Genomic DNA, 18,283 nt, shown 5'->3' on the forward strand with positions numbered 1-18,283 from the left:
CCACCCCCCCCCCCCCCCCCCCCCCCCCCCCCCCCCCGGCGCTCGCCAATCGTCACAACGGGGGTGACCGACGGTGGATCCCGACTATCTGGCGCACGACGCGATCGGGCTCGCGGAGCTGGTCGCGCAGCGCAAGGCCAGCGCGCGCGAGCTGCTCGACGCGGCGATCGGCCGCGCCGAAGCGCTCAATCCGGCGCTCAACGCGATCGTGCTGCGCGACTACGAAGCGGCGCGCGAGCGCGCGACCCGGGCCGGCGCGCTCGACGGGCCGCTCGCGGGCGTGCCCTACCTCGTCAAGGACCTCGGTTCGGCGGTGGCCGGCCTGCCGCTGTCGATGGGCAGCCGCCACTACCGCTACTTCATCCCGTCCGCCGATTCGCCGCTGATCGCGCGCAGCCGCGCGGCCGGCCTCAATATCTTCGGCAAGACCAACACCTCGGAATTCGGCCAGATGCCGTATACCGAGCCGGCGCTGTTCGGCCCGTGCCGCAATCCGTGGAGTCTCGACCATACGCCCGGCGGATCGAGCGGCGGCGCGGCGGCGGCGGTCGCGGCCGGCATCGTCCCGCTCGCGCACGGATCGGACGGCGGCGGCTCGATCCGGATCCCCGCGTCGTGCTGCGGGCTGTTCGGCCTCAAGCCGTCGCGACACCCCGCGCTCGCGCCGCTGCCGATCACGGGCGAGCTGGTGGTCGAACATGCGGTCTCGCGCAGCGTGCGCGACAGCGCGCTGCTGCTCGACCTCACGACCGGCCGCCTCCCCGGCGCCGCGGACAGCTTCCTCGGCGCGCTCGACGCCGCGCCCGGGCCGCTGCGGATCGGCCTCGTCACCGAGCCGATGTTCGCGGCGGCGCTGTCGCCCGACGTGCGCGCGGCGCTCGACGACGCCGCCGCGCTCGCCGCGTCGCTCGGCCATCATGTCGAGCCGGCCGCGCTGCGGATCGATTTCGCGCAGGCGGCGGAGGTCTTCCTGACGCTGTGGGCGACCGTCGCCGAGGAAGCGGTGCTCGGCGCGCAGCAGGTGACGGGGCGCGCGCCGCGCCGCAGCGAATTCGAGCCGGCCTCCTGGGCGATGGCCGAGGTCGGCCGCCGGCTCGCGCGCGCGCGGCTGCCGGACATGCTGGAACTGCAGAAACAGATCACCGTCGCGGTCGCGAGCGCGTGCGCGCGCTACGACGTGGTGCTGTGCGCGTCGCTGGCCGCGCCGCCGATCAAGATCGGCGCGATGTGTCCGACGCCGTTCGAAACCTTCCAGCTGCGGCTCCTCGGCGTGCTGCCGATCCGGCCGCTCCTCAAGCGGATGCTCGCGCAGTCGTCGACGCGCGCGTTCGAATGGGCGGGCTGCACCGAGCTGTTCAACCTGACCGGCCAGCCGGCGATGTCGGTGCCGCTGTACTGGACCGCGCGCGGGCTGCCGGTGGGCGCGCAGTTCGTCGCACGCCACGGCGACGACGCGCTGCTGCTGCGGCTCGCGCGTCAGTTCGAACAGGCCCGGCCCTGGTTCGACAAGCGGCCCCCGCTCGCGCCGGCGCAGCGCTGAGCGCCGCCGATAAAAAAAGAGGCGAGCCAGGCTCGCCTCTTCAGTGACCGCCCGCACCGGCGCGACCCGCACCGGCCCGGCGCGCCCGGCGCTAGAGCCCCAGGCGCTCGCAGACCGTCCTGGTGGCGGCCGCGTTGTTCAGCGTGTAGAAATGCAGGCCCGACACGCCCGCATCGAGCAGCCGCTGGCACAGCCCCGTGACGACGTCCGCGCCGAACGCGCGGATCGCATCGCGATCGTCGCCGAAGCTTTCGAGCCGGCGCGCGACCCAGCGCGGCACTTCCGCGCCGCACATCTCCGAGAAGCGCATCAGCTGCGAGAAGTTCGTGATCGGCATGATGCCCGGTACGATCGGCACGTCGACGCCGAGCTTGCGCACGTCGTCGACGAAGCGGAAATAGGCGTCCGCGTTGAAGAAGTACTGGGTGATCGCCGAATTCGCGCCGGCCTTCACCTTGCGCGCGAAATTCTCGAGATCCTGCTTCGGCGAACGGGCTTGCGGATGGTATTCCGGATACGCGGCCACCTCGATCCGGAACCAGTCGCCATGCTCGGCGCGGATGAAACTGACGAGTTCGGACGCATAGCGCAGCTCGCCCACCTCGCCCATGCCCGACGGCAGGTCGCCGCGCAGTGCGACCACGTGACGGATGCCGTGCGAGCGGTACTGATCGAGAATCGCCCGCAGGCTGTCCTTCGACGAGCCGATGCACGACAGGTGCGGCGCGGCCACGAGGCCGTCCCGCTGCATGTCGATCACGGTGTCGAGCGTGCCCTGCTGCGTCGAGCCGCCCGCGCCGAACGTCACGGAGACGAATTTCGGCTTGAGCGGCATCAGCTGCGCGCGGGTCGCACGCAGCTTGTCGACGCCTTCCGCCGTCTTGGGCGGAAAGAATTCAAACGAGAGTTCGATCGGGTTCATGATTCAGGAAGATCCCTGGTCAGCCGAGATTGCGTTGGCCGAAGATCAGGGCGGACAGCAGCCACGACACGATGCTGTACAGGATCGAGCCGAAGAACGCGGACCAGAATCCCGACACCTCGAAGCCCTTCAGCAACGACGAGGCGAACCAGAAGCACAACGCGTTCACGACCAGGATGAACACGCCGAGCGTGACGATCGTCACGGGCAGCGTGAGCAGGATCAACACCGGCCGGATGATCGTGTTGATGAGGCCCAGCACGACCGCGACGATCAACGCGGTGCCGAAACTCTTGATGTGAATCGACGGCACCAGGTAGGTGATGATCAGCAGCGCGAGCGCGTTGATCACCCAGGTCAGAATCACGGTCATGAAAAACTCCTTGTGCGGTTGGGATGCAGGCCGCGCGCCGCCGCCCCGACGGCGGAATCCGCCCGCGCCCCCCGGACGGCGGACCATCCGGGGGGCGCGGGCGGGACGCGAACCTTAATAGCGGTAGTGGTTCGGCTTGAACGGGCCTTCCTTCGCGACGCCGATGTACGAAGCCTGGTCGTCCGACAGCACGGTCAGGTTCGCGCCGATGCGCGCGAGGTGCAGGCGCGCGACCTTCTCGTCGAGGTGCTTCGGCAGCACGTACACCTTGTTCTCGTACTGCTCGCCGCGCGTGAACAGCTCGATCTGCGCGAGCGTCTGGTTGGCGAACGAGTTCGACATCACGAACGACGGGTGGCCGGTCGCGCAGCCGAGGTTCACGAGGCGGCCTTCGGCCAGCAGGATCACGCGCTTGCCGTCCGGGAAGATGATGTGGTCGACCTGCGGCTTGATGTTTTCCCACTCGTACTGGCGCGTCGACGCGATGTCGATTTCCGAGTCGAAGTGACCGATGTTGCAGACGATCGCGTTGTGACGCATCGCCTTCATGTGGTCGTGGCCGATCACGTGGTAGTTGCCGGTCGCCGTCACGAAGATGTCGGCCTTGTCCGCCGCGTATTCCATCGTCACGACGCGGTAGCCTTCCATCGCCGCCTGCAGCGCGCAGATCGGATCGATTTCAGTGACCCACACGGTCGCGCCCAGGCCGCGCAGCGACTGCGCGCAGCCCTTGCCCACGTCGCCGTAGCCCGCGACCACCGCGACCTTGCCCGCGATCATCACGTCGGTCGCGCGCTTGATGCCGTCGACCAGCGATTCGCGGCAGCCGTACAGGTTGTCGAACTTCGACTTCGTGACCGAATCGTTGACGTTGAACGCCGGGAACGGCAGGCGGCCGTCCTTTTCCATCTGGTACAGACGGTGCACGCCGGTGGTGGTTTCTTCCGTCACGCCCTTGATGTGCGCGAGGCGCGTCGAGTACCAGCTGCCGTCGACCTCGAGGTGCGCGGCGATCGACTTGTACAGCGCGACTTCTTCCTCGTTGGTCGGCTTGGCGATCACCGAGCGGTCCTTCTCGGCCTTCGCGCCCAGGATCAGCAGCAGCGTGGCGTCGCCGCCGTCGTCGAGGATCATGTTGGCGAATTCGCCGTTCGGCCATTCGAAGATGCGGTGCGCGTATTCCCAGTACTCGTCGAGCGACTCGCCCTTGAACGCGAACACCGGCGTGCCGGCTTCGACGATCGCGGCGGCCGCGTGATCCTGGGTCGAGAAGATGTTGCACGAGGCCCAGCGCACGTCGGCGCCGAGCGCCTTCAGCGTCTCGATCAGCACGCCCGTCTGGATCGTCATGTGGAGCGAACCGGCGATGCGCGCGCCCTTGAGCGGCTGCTGCGCCTTGTATTCGTCGCGGATCTGCACGAGGCCGGGCATTTCCGTCTCGGCGATGTTCAGCTCCTTGCGGCCCCAGGCGGCAAGGCTCATGTCGGCGACGAGGTAGTCTTTCGAGGAATTGGAATCGATGACAGCGGCGTTCATCACGCCCTCCTTTCTAAGTAAGTTCTAGAAAATTGTGACGTGAGCGCCGTTCAGGTCGCGGCCGTGCGCATCGCGCGGCCGCTCATTGAAGGTTTCCGAGCCTGGCGGGACCGAGCCCGTCGCAACGCTCCTCGGAAACGAGGGAGGATTGTAGCAAATCGGAATGAAGTTTTCCGCCCGATCGCACGCCGACCATACGCGGCCCGACCATGCGCGGCCCGACCGATCGCGGTCCGACCGCTCAGTGCTCGGCGCCGACCCAGGCCTGTTCGCGCAGCCGCGCGCGCAGCCGGGCAACCGCCTGGCTGTGCAACTGGCACACGCGCGACTCGCTGACCTCGAGCACCGCGCCGATCTCGCGCAGGTTCAGGCCCCGTTCGTAGTACAGCGACATCAGCAGCTTCTCGCGCTCCGGCAGGCGCTCGATCGCCTCCACGAGCGCGTTGCGCAGGTGGTCGTCGAGCAGCGCCGACAGCGGGTCGGCATGGTCGACCCGGTAGCGGTCGAGGAACGGCTCGTCGTCGGCCGAACGGTCGAAATCCTCGTAGTAAATCAGCTGGCTGCCATGCAGGTCCTGCAGCATCGACTGGAATTCGTCGAGCGGCATCTGCATGTGCTCCGCGATCTCGGTCTCGCTCGCCGGCCGGCCGAGCTGCTGCTCGACCTGGTGCACCGCATGCTCGACTTCGCGCGAGGTCTTGCGCAGGCTGCGCGGCAGCCAGTCGTTGCTGCGCAGCTCGTCGAGCATCGCGCCGCGGATCCGCTGCGTCGCGTAGGTCTCGAACTGCGCCCCCTGGTCTTCCTTGTAGCGGCCCGCCGCATCGAGCAGGCCGATCATGCCGGCCTGGATCAGATCATCGAGATCCACGCTCGCCGGCATCTTCGCGACCAGTTGCAGACCCAGCCGCCGCACGAGCGGCGCGTACTGCGTCAACACTTCGTCCTGGGATATCTTTCCTTGAGCGTTGTACATCATGCCCTCTCTTGCCTGTGACATTCATGCGGCCTGCGCCGCACCCCGCTCAAACGCCGGATTGCCCGCCCGGACCCGACCCGCGCCCGGCCCCGGACGCAATGGCCAATACAGCAGATCGGACGCGATCTGCCGGTAATCGCGCGCGGCCGCCGCGGTCGGGAACGCGTCCACCACCGTGCGCTCCAGCTCGCGCGCATGCTCGACGAGCGGATCGACCCCCACGCAGCCCGCCTCCGACAGCGACACCGCCAGATAACGCCCGGCGACGCCCGCGAGGTTGTCGTACGCGGCCTTCGCGTCCGCGCGGCTTTGCACGTGATTCATCAGCACGCGGAACTGCGCGACCGCGTGCGCGTAATGAAGCCGCTTCATGCACGCGTACGCCTCGGTGATCGACTGCGCGGCCACCCGCATCACCACCAGCACGTCGTGCGCGTCGCGCGCGAGCGGCGAGAACGCGCCGTGCGCGTCGAGCTGCGCATCGACCAGCACGATGTCCGCCGCGTTGTCGAGCCACTCCGCGGGATCGTGCTCGGCGTAGCCGGCGCGGGCGAGCCGCGCGGCGCCGAGCACCGAGAAGCCCAGCTCGTGGCGCACCGGCTCGCCTTCGCGCAGCCACGCGCCGCACAGCGTCGCCGCCACCGAATGAACGTCGGCGCGCTCGTCGACCACGAGCACGTCCTTGCCGAGCGCCGCGAGCGCGGCCGCCAGATTCACCACCGTCGAGGTGCAGCCGACCCCCGCCGGGCCGCCCGTCACCGCGACGACGCGCGACGAGCGGCCGGCGAGCAGACGCCGCAAGCCTTCAGCCTGATCGGTCATGCGTTTATCCAAATCGCACCTCATGGAGCTCGGCGCTCGAGCGGGCGGTCAGCGCGGCCAGCAGCGACGGCATGTCTTCGTCTTGCGGCACGAAGGGCGAGCCGTCGCGCGGTACGCAGAACGCGCTCTTCAGCAGGAATTTACGGGTGGCGACGTACAGGTTCTCCGGCACCTTCTGGCCGGTCGATGCGTAGTGGACCGGCAGCTTGTAGCGGATCACCGTGTCCAGCACGCCGCCGAGATGGGTGGCTTCGTCCAGCTTGGTCAGGATGCAGCCCGCGAGGTCGGGCTGGCCCGCCGCGCTGCGGTAGGCCTGCACGACTTCGTTGAGGGTGTCGCCGTGGCTCGTCGCGTTCAGCAGCAGCAGGCGCTGCACCGGCGTGTCCGCGCCGTGCAGCATCGCGATCTGGTCGGATACCGTGCGATCGCGCTGGCTCATGCCGATCGTGTCGATCAGCACGATGTGCTTGTTGCGCAGTTCGGTCAGCGCGAGCTGCAGGTCGCCGCCGTCCTTCACCGCATGCACCGGCACGCCGAGGATCTTGCCGAAGATGCGCAGTTGCTCGTGGCCGCCGATCCGGTAGCTGTCGGTCGTCAGCAGCGCGACCTTGCTCGCGCCGAAGCGCATCACGCAGCGCGCCGCCAGCTTCGCGGTGGTGGTGGTCTTGCCGACGCCCGTCGGTCCCATCAGCGCGAACACGCCGCCGCGCTCCATCAGCGCATCCTCGCTTTCCAGCACCGGCAGGTTCGCGGCCAGCACCGAGCGCGCCCATTCGGACGCCGCGTCGAAGCTGTCCGACTCGTCGCCGTCCGGCAGGTTGTCGACGATCATGCGCACCAGCTGCGCGGAAAAACCCGCCGCGAACAGATGCTTGGTCAGCGCGCCGTGCACCGGGTTGCGGCGCTGGCGATCGTTCCACATCAGGCCCGCGAACTGCTCTTCCATCATGCCGCGCAGCGAGCTCAGCTCGTGCATCACGGTGTCGTTGACGATGCGCTCGATACGCGCCTTCACGGCGTCGGCCACCGCCGCGGCCGCCGCATCGGACAGGCGCTCGGCGTTCTGGCGCGGCGCGTCGTCGGCGCGCCGCGCGGGCGTCGCCTCGGCCGCCGCACGGCGCGCGACGTTCTGCACCAGGTCACGCGCCCACTCGGGCGGATTGGCCGGCGCGCCGGCGTCGGCGTCGGCGGCGGCGGCAGCGGCAGCGGCAGCCGGCGCGGACGCCGCGGCGGAGGCGCGCGGCCGCGCGACCAGTTCGTCGCGCTGCCGGGTCAGGCGCTTCGCGTGCTCGACGAGCCACGGCGCGGGCTCCGACGGCGCGGCGGGCGCGGCAGCGGCCGGCGCGGCCTCGACGCTCGCGCCGAACACCGACGAAAACACATCCGGCAGGCCGCCGTTCGCATACGGATTGGCGCCCGTCCGCGGCAAGCCGGCGGCGCCGGGTGGCTCGGCCGGCGCGGCGAAGCCCGGCAGGGAGGCGGCCGGCGCGGCAAGGGCCGACCCGGCCGCGGCCCGCGCGGCAGCGGCCCGCACGGCAGCGGCCGGCGGCGCAATCGCGGCAAGCTCGGCGTCCGCGAGCGCGACGATCTCGACCGTGCCGTCGTCGAGCGTCCGGTTCGACAGCACGACGGCATCGGGGCCCAGCGCCTCGCGCACGAGTCGCAGCGCGTCGCGGCTCGTAGGGCCGGTGAATTTGCGGATGTTCAAGCGTTACTCCCGATGACGTTGACGACTTTGATCGTGCGGGTATCCGGCACTTCGGCGTAGGACAGCACTTTCAGTTGCGGCAGGCTGCGGCGCAGGAAGCGCGCGAGCATCGCGCGCAGCGCGTGCTGCACGAGCAGCACGGGCGGCAGCCCCATGTTTTGCTGGCGCAGCATCGCTTCCTGCGTGCCGACCAGCAGCGTGTGCGCGAGCCCCGGTTCGAGGCCCGGGTTCGCGCCCGTGGCGAGCGCCTGCGACAGCACCCGCTCCAGATTCGAATCGAGTCCCATCACCTGCATTTCGCCGGCGCCCGGGAACCATTGCTGGGTGATCGCGCGGCCGAGCGCGAGGCGCACCGCGGCGGTCAGGTCGTACGCGTCGGTCAGGCGGCCCGCCTGCTCCGACACCGCCTCGATGATGGTGCGCATGTCGCGGATCGGCACGCCTTCGTCGAGCAGGTTCTGCAGCACCTTCTGCAGCGTCGTGATCGAGATCGTCTTCGGCACGAGGTCCTCGACGAGCGAGGGCGCATCCTTGCCGGTGCGCTCGATCAGCGCCTGCACTTCCTGGCGGCCGAGCAGCTCCGCCGCGTGCTGCACGACCAGATGGTTGAGGTGGGTCGCGACCACGGTGCTCGCGTCGACCACCGTATAGCCGTAGACCTGGGCCTGTTCGCGCAGCGTGGTGTCGATCCACACGGCGGGCAGCCCGAACGCGGGATCCTGGGTCGGCGCGCCCGGCAGCGCGGCCGTCACCTGGCCCGGATTGATCGCGAGCCACTGGCCCGGATAAGCCTCGCCGAACCCGACCTCGACGCCCTTCAGCGCGATCCGATAGCCGTTCGGCCGCAGTTCGAGGTTGTCGCGGATATGGATCACGGGCGGCAGGAAGCCGATTTCCTGCGCGAACTTCTTGCGGATGCTCTTGATCCGCTTGAGCAGCTCGCCGTCGCTGTTCTTGTCGACGAGCGGGATCAGCCGGTAGCCGACTTCGAGGCCGAGCGTGTCGATCAGCGTCACGTCCTCCCAGGTCGCCTCGTGGCTGTCCGCCGGCAGCGCGGCGGGCGGGGCGATATCGGTGACGATGCCGGCCGCCTTCTTCGCCTCTTCGCGCTTGGTCATGGTGCGCGACAGCCAGATCGACCCGCTGCCGAGCAGCAGGAACGCGAAGTGCGGCATGTTCGGAATCAGGCCGATCATCACGATGATGACGCCGGTGATCATCAGCACGCGCGGGTTCGTGAACAGCTGGCCGGTGATCTGCGTGCCGATGTCCTCGTCGGTCGCGACGCGCGACACGATCACGCCCGCCGCCGTGGAGATCACGAGCGACGGGATCTGCGCGACGAGGCCGTCGCCGATCGTGAGCAGCGTGTAGTTGGTGCCGGCCGCCGCGAACGTCATGTCGTGCTGGACCATCCCGACGATCAGCCCGCCGATCACGTTGATCGCCATGATGATCAGGCCCGCGATCGCGTCGCCGCGCACGAACTTCGACGCGCCGTCCATCGAGCCGTAGAACTCGGCTTCCTGCGCGACCGCCGTACGGCGCTTGCGCGCCTGTTCCTCATTGATGAGGCCGGCGTTCAGGTCGGCGTCGATCGCCATCTGCTTGCCGGGCATCGCATCGAGCGTGAAGCGCGCCGACACTTCGGCGATCCGCCCCGCGCCCTTCGTGATCACCATGAAGTTGATGATCATCAGGATCACGAACACCACGATCCCGACCGCGAAGTTGCCGCCGACCAGGAAGTGACCGAACGCCTCGATCACCTGCCCGGCCGCGTCCGGGCCGGTGTGGCCTTCGAGCAGCACGACGCGGGTCGAGGCGACGTTCAGCGACAGGCGCAGCAGCGTCGAGAACAGCAGCACGCTCGGGAACGCCGCGAAATCGAGCGGCTTCATCGTGTACATGCTGACGAGCAGCACCATCACGGACAGCGCGATGTTGAACGTGAACAGCAGATCCAGCAGCAGCGGCGGCAGCGGCAGGATCATCATGCCGAGGATCATGCAGATCAGGATCGGGCCGGCGAGCGCGCGCAGGTTCGCGCTGTCGAACATCTGCGCGCGTTTTCCGAGGAGTCCGGCGGGCATGTTCATGCGGCGCTCCCGTCACGGCCGGCCGCGCCCAGCGCGTCCGCGGCTTCCTCGCGCGCCTCGTCGTCGGCGACCGTCGCGCCCTTGTCCAGCTCGGCGGGCACCGGCAGGTCGACCGGCGTTTCCGGCCAGTCCCCGCCTTCCGCGCGGAACCGGCGCAGCTGGTACACCCATGCGAGCACTTCCGCGACGGCCGAGTACAGCGGCCCCGGAATCTCGCGTTCGAGATCGACGTTGTGATACAGCGCACGCGCGAGCGGCGGCGCTTCGAGCAACGGCACGCGGTGCTCGACCGCCAGCTCGCGGATCCGCGCCGCGACGAGGTTCACGCCCTTCGCGACGACCTTCGGCGCGCGCATCTCGCCGTCGGTGTACTTGAGCGCGACCGCGAAATGGGTCGGGTTGGTGACGACCACGTCGGCGGTCGGCACGTTGGTCATCATGCGGCGCCGCGCGAGCGCGCGCTGCTGCGCGCGAATCCGGCCCTTCACGTGCGGATCGCCTTCGTTCTCGCGATGCTCGCGCTTCACTTCTTCCTTGGTCATGCGCAACTTCTTGTTGTACTGCCAGAGTTGGTACGGCACGTCGATCCCTGCGACCACCAGCATGCCCGCCACCGTGTAGCCGCAGCACACCGCGATCAGGTGCAGCGCGTCGATCAGCGCGGCGTCGAGCGGCTGGATCGCGAGACCGAGCAGTTCTTCCTTGCTGCGCCAGATCGCCACGCCGCCGATTCCGCCGACGACGATCGTCTTCGCGAGCGACATGCCGAGCTGGATCGGGCCCTGGATCGAGAACATCCGGCCGAGCCCGGAGATCGGGTTCAGCCGGTCGAATTTCAGTTGGAGGCTCTTCGACGACACCAGCCAGCCGCCGAGCGCCATCGGCGCGAGCAGCGCCGCGAGGCCCGTCAGCGCCAGCACGGGCGCGATCGCGTAGAGCCCTTCGAGGCTCGCGACCCCGGCGCTCGACAGCATCCGGTGCGTATCGAACGCGCTCGCGCGGTCGAACGTGAACGCGCCGCGCAGCATCGTCTGCAGGTGCGCGCCGCTCGGGGCGGCCAGCAGCCACGCGCCGTAGAACCCCGCCGCGAGCAGAGCGAACGAAGCCAGCTCGCGCGAACGCGCGACCTGCCCCTCCTCGCGCGCCTTTTCGCGGCGCCTGGGAGTGGCGGCTTCGGTCTTCTCGAGATCGCTCTCCTCTGCCACGGAGCCTCCGGTGGGACGCGGCGGGATGCCGCTTTGCCAGTGACATCGATTATTCATTCAGCCGTCAACCGGCGATCGGTCGAGGAAAGCGGGGAAAGGGGGGTAATTCCGGGAATCGGACCTGTCCGGGGGGCGGACGAAGGTGGGGGGCCAGCGACGCGACGGCGCGAAGCGGCCCGGGCGACGGCGGCCCGGGCGGGCCGCCGCGCCGAAGCGGGCGTCGGCTCAGCCCGCCGCCGCCTGCAGCAAAGGCTTGATCTCGATCTTCTTCATGGTCAGCAGCGCCTGCATCACGCGCGCGCCGCGCGCGTGATCCGGATCGTCAAGCCAGGCCGACAGCCCGGCCGGCACGATCTGCCACGACACGCCGAAGCGATCCTTGAGCCAGCCGCACTGCTGCGCGGCGGGATCGCCGCCCGCGGACAGCGCTCGCCAGAAGTGATCGATCTCCGCCTGGTCGTCGCAATTGACCATGAACGACACCGCCGGCGTGAACCGGAACACCGGGCCGCCGTTGATCGCGGCAAATGCCTGCCCGTCCAGTTCGAACGCAACCGTCATCACGCTGCCCTCGGGCTGGCCGCTCGCGCGCGCCGCGTCCTTGCCGTAGCGGACGACGCGCGTGATGCGCGCATTGTCGAACACCGATACGTACTGGTTCGCCGCCGTCTCCGCGCCGTGGTCGAACCACAGGAATGGGGTGATGCGCTGGATCCGCTCGCTCATCGCGTACCTCCTCGTTCGTCATGCGACCGCCACCCGGCGGCCACTTGTCGAGCATAGGCGCTGCACCGCAACGCAAGCCGCCAATAAAAAGGGCGCGATTTCTCGCGCCCTGTTGCGTGGCTGCGCCGCCTGCCGCGCTAGAAGCCGACGTAAGGCGCCGCGCCGCCGCTGGCGGTCAGATCCATGCCGAAGTACAGCGCGCGGCCGTAGAAATACGGCATGCCGAAGTCGAGCGTCGACGCGTTGCCGAACGGGCCGGCCAGGTTCACGAGCGCATAGCCGCCCGTGTTGAACAGCGCGTTCGCGTTCGCGGCGGTCACGGACAGCGAGGCCTGCTCGTTGGCGCCGAGCCCGGTGACGGTCGCGGCCAGCGTGGTCGTGCTCGACGGGCAGTAGAACGCGTTGTTGCCGCTGCACAGCGGCAACGTCGGGTTCGACGTCACGCCGAAGAAGTACGCGTTCGACCCGGTGTCGAAGAACACCTGGCTCATCGCGGCGCCGTTGAAGGTGCCGGTCATGTCGCCCGCGGTATCGGTGTGGAGCACGGTCGTCGGCGGGCTGCCGATGCCGAAGGTCAGCGTGCCGCTCGCCGCGCCGCCCGACGGCGTGCCCATCGACACGATCACGCCGTTGTTGTTGCTCGGGAAGTTCGGCACCGGATTCGCGACCTGCTGCGTGAGGCTCGCCGTCGTGACCTGGCACGTGCTGCCCGTGCACGCGTAGTAGTTGCTGTAGGTGCTCGAGGTCGCGCAGTTCACGCCGCAATCGTAGGGCGCGGGCCCGATGCCCAGGATGCCGTTCGCGCCGAGCGCCTGTGCGGTGTTCCCCGAGCTGAGGCGGCCGTTGTTGGTGCACGAGCTGGGCACGTTCGAGGTGCCGAGGTCGCCGATCAGCTGGATCGGCAGCGAGCTGGCGACCTGCCCGCCGATCTGCACGTTGGCGGTGCGCACCGAGCCCCAGGTGTAGCTGGACACGAACTTGCCGCACTCGGCGAGCTGGCCGCCGCTGTTCGCGTTGCTCGTGGGCAGGCTGCCGCTGACGCCCGAGATCGCCGACGCGACGATCCGCACCCCGTAGGAGGCGGTGTCGACCAGCACGTTCGGGACCACCTGACAGACCGTAGACGAACCGGGCGCGCAGATCGTCAGGCTGACGGTCGGCATGTTGACGACGTTCGCGAGGCCCGAATTGACCGAGATCGTGACCTGATTCGAGCCGTTGCCGCTGCTCGAACCGTTGCCGCCGCCGACCTGGGTGTTGCCGCTGCCGGTGCCGGTGTTCATCGACACGGTGGGATTGTTGCCGTCGCCGCCGCCGCAGGCCGCGACGACGAGCGCGGTGGCGGCCGCGAGGCCGAGCGCGAGGAGCCGGCGGCTCAGGGTGTGATGAAAGCGCAAGATCGATCTCCCCTCGTCACTGGATGTCGTTGCCGGTGAAGCCCGCGGGCAACGCCTGCGGCAGCCACGCCTGCCCGGAGAACGCGCCCATGTGGCCGCCCGTGTGCACGACGAGGTTGTCGGCGTCGACCGCCACCGGCGCACGCACGCCGTGCACCAGCTGGGTCACCCGGGCGCCGTCGACGAGTTGCGGAAAATAGGGGCCGAGCAAATCGCTCAGGTCCGGGACGACCGGGCCGCGCCATGAGAGCGCGAACACCGTGCCGTCGCCCGCCAGGTATTCGCGAACCACCGTGCCCGAACCGAGCGTGGTCTCGCGCACCGTGTAATTGGCGCCGGGCGCCGCCGCGGCGACGCCCGAGGCGCGCAGGCTCGCCTGCGCCGAGCGTTGCAGGAGCCGCACCTTGGCGGCGTTGTCCGCCGCCGGCGGCGTCATGGGCGCGCCGCCGAGCGCGGCGCAGGCCGGGCCGGCGCTCGCGGCGCCCAGCATGCCGGCCGCCGCGAGCGCGGCGATCCGGCCAGTTCGAATCGATTTCACCGCATCCCCCTTCCACAATCAGACTGCGTTCCAGCAACCGCGCGCGGCGCCCCGGTGCAACTCGGTGAAAGCCAATAGAAAGCGACGGCCGGCAAACGTGCATCGTAGTATGCCTGCCGCGGGTGTCAAAAAAACAATTTACCCCGATCGAATCTGTTTCAATCCGTGACGGATCAGAAGCCGAGGCTCGCGAGCAGGTCGTCGACCTGCGCCTGATCCTTGACCACGTCCGTCTTGCCCTCGGGGTTGATCTGCGGGCCGTTCAGCAGCGATTCGGGGCTGCCGGTGCTGCTCATCACCTGTTCGGCGGCGAGCGCCGCGGCCGTGGCCGCGAACTGCTCGCGCCGCTCCGGCGCGATATTCTCGATCAGCACGCCGAGCAGCTGCTGTTCGATCAGGTAGACCATGTCCATGATCTTCTTGATCACCTGCCCGGTCAGATCCTGGAAGTCCTGCGCGAGCATGATCTCCAGCAGCTGCTCGTTGGTCGCGCGGGTCGCGACCGGCAGCGCGCGCAGGAACGCGCGGGTGTCGTTCATCAGCTCGCGGACTTCCGCGCGCTCGATCGGCGTCTCGTACCACTTGGCCCAGCGCGCATCAAGCGCGTCGGCCTCGGTCTGGAGACGCTCCTGCACCGGCTTGGCGATCTCGATCGCGGTCAGCACCCGTTCCGCCGCCTGCTCCGTCATCGCGACCACGTAACGCAGCCGGTCACGCGCGTCCGGCACCACCTCCGCCGCCTTCTCGACATGCTTGTCGAGCCCCAGCTCGCGCATCGAATCGCGCAGCGTCCGGGTCAGCACGCCGATGCGGGCAAGGATCCGGTCGCTCGCCAGATCGGCGGCGTCGGCATGGCTGTCTGCGGCGAAGTCGGTCTCCGCGAGCGCTGCGTTGATCGGCTCGTTCACATCAGCTCCCGGCCTTCGCCATTTTTTCGAGGATCTTGTTCAGCTTCTCGTCGAGGGTCGCCGCCGTGAACGGTTTCACCACGTAGCCGCTCGCACCCGCCTGCGCGGCCGCGATGATGTTTTCCTTCTTCGACTCCGCGGTCACCATCAGCACCGGCAGGTGGGTGAGCGCCGCGTCCGCGCGGATTTCCTTCAGCATCGCCAGGCCGTCGAGGTTCGGCATGTTCCAGTCGGAGATCACGAAGTCATAGGTGCCGCCGCGCAGCCGGGCGAGGCCGGCGAGCCCGTCCTCGGCCTCGTCGACGTTCGAATAGCCCAGTTCCTTCAACAGGTTGCGGACGATCCGTCGCATCGTCGGAAAATCGTCCACCACCAGAATCTTCATGCTCTTGTCCATCTCTGTTCCTTTGCAAATTCGTATCGGGGTTGCGCGTGGGCCAGGCCCGCCCGCACCGCATGTGATTGTTTACACGCGTTGTACCCGGTCGCCCATCGACGCGAGTCGCGCCATGATACGGCGGCTCATGTCGGCGAGGGGCGCAATGTCGTCCGCGCCGCCGAGCGCGATCGCCTCGCGCGGCATGCCGAACACGACGCAGCTCGCTTCGTCCTGCGCGAACGTATAGGCGCCCGAGCGCTTCATTTCCAGCAGGCCGGCCGCGCCGTCGCGGCCCATCCCCGTCAGGATCACGCCGACCGCGTTCTTGCCCGCGTGCAGCGCCGCCGACCGGAACAATACATCGACCGAAGGCCGATGCCGGTTCACGGGCGGTTCATCCGACAGATGCGCAATGTAATTCGCGCCGCTGCGCGCAAGCAACAGGTGCGCGTGGCCCGGCGCGATATACGCGTGGCCCGGCAGCACCCGTTCGCCGTGTTCCGCTTCCTTGACCGAGATCCGGCACAGGCCGTTCAGGCGCTGCGCGAACGACTTCGTGAAGCCGGGCGGCATGTGTTGCGCGATCAGCACGGCCGGCGCATCGGGCGGCAGCGGCACCAGCACCTCGCGGATCGCCTCGGTCCCGCCCGTCGACGCGCCGACGATGATCAGCTTCTCGGTACTGACGAGCGGATTGTTCAGCAGCGGCGCCGCCGGCGCGGCCGCGTGGCCGTGCGCGGAGGCCGCGGCCGCATGAGGCTGCGGTGCCTGGCGCACGCGCGCGCGCGACGCCGCGCGGATCTTGTCGGCCAGCTTTTCCGAATAATCGAGCATGCCGTCGCGGATCCCCACGCGCGGCTTGGTGACGAAATCGACCGCGCCGAGCTCCAGCGCGCGCAGCGTGATTTCCGAGCCGCGCTCGGTCAGCGACGACACCATCACCACCGGCATCGGCCGCAGGCGCATCAGCTTCTCGAGGAAATCGAGGCCGTCCATGCGGGGCATTTCGACGTCGAGCGTCAGCACGTCGGGATTGTGCTGCTTGATCAGCTCGCGCGCGACCAGCGGGTCGGGCGCGGTCGCGCAGACCTCCATGTCGGGCTGGCCGTTGATGATCTCGGTCATCAGGCTGCGAATCAGTGCCGAATCGTCGACGCACAATACTTTGATCTTTTGCACTGCGGTCATGCCTCCTGCTTTTTCGTTACGTTCTGAAGGGGCGCCCGGGTGCCGAACAGCTCGATGCGCGGCTTTGCCGCGGGCCTGCCCGCCGGGGCGAACAGCTCGACGTTCGCGCGCGCGCGCGCGGCCCGCGCCTCGGCCGCCGAACGGGCCAGCGCGGCCTCGCGCTCGGTCACGCCCGGCACCTGCAGCCGGAGCTTCTTCACCATGGCCTGGCCGGTGTGCGGCATGAACGCGACCTTGCGCGGATGGACGCCCTGCAGGTCCTCCGCGGTGATGCGGATCCGTTCGAGCGCGAGATAGCGGCGCACGAAATCGGCGTTGCGATCGCCGATGTTGATGGTGGTCATGCCGGCCAGCACCGCCGCGCCGCCGAACACCTTCGCCTCGAAACGCTCGCGGCGGCCGCCCGCCTTGATCATCTCGTTGATCAGCACTTCCATCGCGTACGCGCCGTAGCGCATCGACTCGGAAGCGGCCGCCGCGGCGTCCGCGCCGTCGTCGGGCAGCATGAAGTGATTCATGCCGCCGAGCCCCGCGAATGGATCGTGCAGGCAGGCCGCGACGCACGAGCCGAGCACCGTCACGAGCACCATGTCGTCGTGCGTCGTGTAGACCTCGTTCGGCAGCAGCTTCACGCCCTGGCGGTGAAAGTGATTGTCGAAATAGAGATTGGTCGCGATCGGCAGGCCGCTCATTTCCCATCCTCCCGCGCCGCCGCCGTAGCCGGGCGCGTGCGTGGCCGCGACGCCGTACCGCCCGCGTCGCGCGCCAGTTCGTAGACCGTCTGCCCGCGCAGACGGAACGCCTGGGTCACATAGGTGAAATTCTCGGAATGGCCCGCGAACAACAGGCCGCCCGGCTTCACGAGCGGCTCGAAGCGCGACAGCACCTGCCCCTGGGTCGGCTTGTCGAAGTAGATCATCACGTTGCGGCAGAAGATCGCGTCGAACGGCTTGGCGATGCCGTAGTCGGCATCGGTCAGGTTCAGCTGCTCGAAGCGGATCATCGCGCGCAGCTCGGGCCGCACCTTCACGCGTCCGGCCTGCGCGCCCGTGCCCTTCAGGAAGAAGCGCTTGAGGCGCTCCGGGCTCAGGTGCTTGACCTGGTCGAAGGTGTAGATGCCCGACTCCGCCTTCGCGAGCACCTGGGTGTCGAGATCGGTCGCGAACACGGTCGCCGAGCGCGCGGCGGAATCGCCGAGCGCCTCGATCAGCGTGATCGCGATCGAGTACGGCTCCTCGCCCGTCGACGCGGCCGAGCACCAGACCGACACGGGCGCCTCGCGGCGCTTCACGAACTCGGCCAGGAGCGGGAAGTGATGGGCCTCGCGGAAGAACGCGGTCAGGTTGGTGGTGAGCGCATTGGTGAACGCCTCCCATTCGACCGGGTCATCCTCCTGCTCGAGCAGGTCGAGGTAGTGCCGGAAACTGTCGAGACCGCGGGCGCGCAAGCGGCGCGCGAGACGGCTGTACGCCATGTCGCGCTTGTGCTCGGACAACGAGATGCCGGCCCGCTGGTGGATCAGCGCGCGGATGCGCGAGAAATCAGCGGTCGTGAAATCGAAGTCGCGCCCGGCGTCGCCGCCCCGCGTTTGCGGGTCGGGAGCATCGACACGGGTAGAGGCGCGCGCGGAGAACATGGTTTAGAAGGTCTCCCAGTCGTCATCGGAGGCGACGGCCGCGGCGGCCAGCGCCGGCTTTGCTTCGCCCGACAGCACCGGGCGCTTGAGCGCGGACGGCGCGGCGGCCGGACGCGGCGCGTTCGCCGGGGCGGCCTTCGCCGAGGCGGCCTTCGCCGAGGCGGCCTTCGCCGGGGCGGCCTTCGAGGGAGCGGCCGCGGCCGGAGCGGCCTTCGTCGAGGCGGTCTTGGCCGGCGCGGACTTCGCGAGCTTCGGCGCATAGCCCGACGGCGCGGGCGCCGCGGCCGGCTTCGGCGCGGCGCCCGGCAGGGCGGGGGTGGTCCTGCTTCT

Annotated in this window: 17 protein-coding genes, 1 pseudogene and 1 riboswitch; of the genes and pseudogenes, 1 reads left to right on the forward strand and 17 read right to left on the reverse strand. The window is 69.0% G+C overall.

The window, feature by feature from the left end:
• The first annotated feature begins 73 nt into the window (after window positions 1-73).
• Window positions 74-1,540, forward strand: coding sequence for an amidase (locus AC1RQF_RS32065; protein ID WP_274000585.1), 1,467 nt, complete (start codon window positions 74-76; stop codon window positions 1,538-1,540).
• Between the two features lie 91 nt (window positions 1,541-1,631).
• Here AC1RQF_RS32065 and metF read toward each other — a convergent pair whose 3' ends face one another.
• From metF to AC1RQF_RS32150, 17 genes and pseudogenes are all read right to left on the reverse strand, one after another.
• Window positions 1,632-2,462 (reverse strand): methylenetetrahydrofolate reductase [NAD(P)H], encoded by an 831-nt coding sequence (gene metF, locus AC1RQF_RS32070; protein WP_274000583.1) that lies wholly within the window; start codon window positions 2,460-2,462, stop codon window positions 1,632-1,634.
• A gap of 19 nt (window positions 2,463-2,481) precedes the next feature.
• Complete coding sequence (locus AC1RQF_RS32075) at window positions 2,482-2,835, reverse strand: phage holin family protein (protein ID WP_252981927.1); 354 nt, start codon at window positions 2,833-2,835, stop codon at window positions 2,482-2,484.
• A gap of 114 nt (window positions 2,836-2,949) precedes the next feature.
• A complete protein-coding gene (gene ahcY, locus AC1RQF_RS32080) occupies window positions 2,950-4,371 on the reverse strand; it encodes an adenosylhomocysteinase (RefSeq protein WP_274000581.1) in 1,422 nt (473 codons plus the stop codon).
• A 34-nt stretch (window positions 4,372-4,405) separates the two neighbouring features.
• Window positions 4,406-4,510, reverse strand: a riboswitch (S-adenosyl-L-homocysteine riboswitch).
• A 102-nt stretch (window positions 4,511-4,612) separates the two neighbouring features.
• Window positions 4,613-5,347, reverse strand: coding sequence for an RNA polymerase sigma factor FliA (locus AC1RQF_RS32085; RefSeq protein ID WP_274000580.1), 735 nt, complete (start codon window positions 5,345-5,347; stop codon window positions 4,613-4,615).
• Window positions 5,348-5,368: 21 nt separating this feature from the next.
• On the reverse strand, window positions 5,369-6,181 hold the full coding sequence (locus AC1RQF_RS32090; RefSeq protein WP_274000579.1) for a MinD/ParA family ATP-binding protein: 813 nt from the start codon (window positions 6,179-6,181) through the stop codon (window positions 5,369-5,371).
• Complete coding sequence (gene flhF / locus AC1RQF_RS32095) at window positions 6,174-7,877, reverse strand: flagellar biosynthesis GTPase FlhF (RefSeq protein WP_492874100.1); 1,704 nt, start codon at window positions 7,875-7,877, stop codon at window positions 6,174-6,176. Before flhF ends, AC1RQF_RS32090 begins: the two co-directional genes overlap by 8 nt.
• Window positions 7,874-9,976: a flagellar biosynthesis protein FlhA gene (gene flhA, locus AC1RQF_RS32100; protein ID WP_274000576.1), complete on the reverse strand. Its 2,103-nt coding sequence runs from the start codon at window positions 9,974-9,976 to the stop codon at window positions 7,874-7,876. The genes flhF and flhA overlap by 4 nt, the downstream gene beginning before the upstream one ends.
• Window positions 9,973-11,181: a flagellar biosynthesis protein FlhB gene (gene flhB / locus AC1RQF_RS32105; RefSeq protein ID WP_274000575.1), complete on the reverse strand. Its 1,209-nt coding sequence runs from the start codon at window positions 11,179-11,181 to the stop codon at window positions 9,973-9,975. Before flhB ends, flhA begins: the two co-directional genes overlap by 4 nt.
• Before the next feature lie 225 nt (window positions 11,182-11,406).
• Entirely contained in the window at window positions 11,407-11,907 is a 501-nt protein-coding gene (locus AC1RQF_RS32110; RefSeq protein ID WP_274000573.1) for a VOC family protein, read from the reverse strand.
• Window positions 11,908-12,044: 137 nt separating this feature from the next.
• A complete protein-coding gene (locus tag AC1RQF_RS32115) occupies window positions 12,045-13,304 on the reverse strand; it encodes a DUF3443 family protein (RefSeq protein ID WP_274000572.1) in 1,260 nt (419 codons plus the stop codon).
• A 16-nt stretch (window positions 13,305-13,320) separates the two neighbouring features.
• Complete coding sequence (locus AC1RQF_RS32120) at window positions 13,321-13,842, reverse strand: DUF2844 domain-containing protein (protein ID WP_274000571.1); 522 nt, start codon at window positions 13,840-13,842, stop codon at window positions 13,321-13,323.
• Between the two features lie 173 nt (window positions 13,843-14,015).
• A complete protein-coding gene (gene cheZ / locus AC1RQF_RS32125; RefSeq protein ID WP_274000570.1) occupies window positions 14,016-14,750 on the reverse strand; it encodes a protein phosphatase CheZ in 735 nt (244 codons plus the stop codon).
• A gap of 1 nt (window position 14,751) precedes the next feature.
• Window positions 14,752-15,147 carry a chemotaxis response regulator CheY gene (gene cheY / locus AC1RQF_RS32130; RefSeq protein ID WP_252981936.1) on the reverse strand — a complete coding sequence of 132 codons (396 nt, stop codon included), beginning with the start codon at window positions 15,145-15,147 and terminating at the stop codon, window positions 14,752-14,754.
• 69 nt (window positions 15,148-15,216) lie between these two features.
• Window positions 15,217-16,317, reverse strand: a complete 1,101-nt coding sequence (locus AC1RQF_RS32135; protein WP_274000569.1) for a protein-glutamate methylesterase/protein-glutamine glutaminase — start codon at window positions 16,315-16,317, stop codon at window positions 15,217-15,219.
• The gene (gene cheD, locus AC1RQF_RS32140; protein ID WP_274000568.1) at window positions 16,314-17,009 is read right to left on the reverse strand and encodes a chemoreceptor glutamine deamidase CheD; all 696 of its coding nucleotides are present in this window, start codon (window positions 17,007-17,009) and stop codon (window positions 16,314-16,316) included. The genes AC1RQF_RS32135 and cheD overlap by 4 nt, the downstream gene beginning before the upstream one ends.
• Window positions 17,006-17,953, reverse strand: a complete 948-nt coding sequence (locus AC1RQF_RS32145) for a CheR family methyltransferase (RefSeq protein WP_274000567.1) — start codon at window positions 17,951-17,953, stop codon at window positions 17,006-17,008. The genes cheD and AC1RQF_RS32145 overlap by 4 nt, the downstream gene beginning before the upstream one ends.
• 3 nt (window positions 17,954-17,956) lie before the next feature.
• A pseudogene (locus tag AC1RQF_RS32150) lies at window positions 17,957-18,283 on the reverse strand (hypothetical protein); the annotation flags it as partial.

It is taken from the genome of Burkholderia sp. GW821-FHT14F03 (assembly GCF_058803765.1).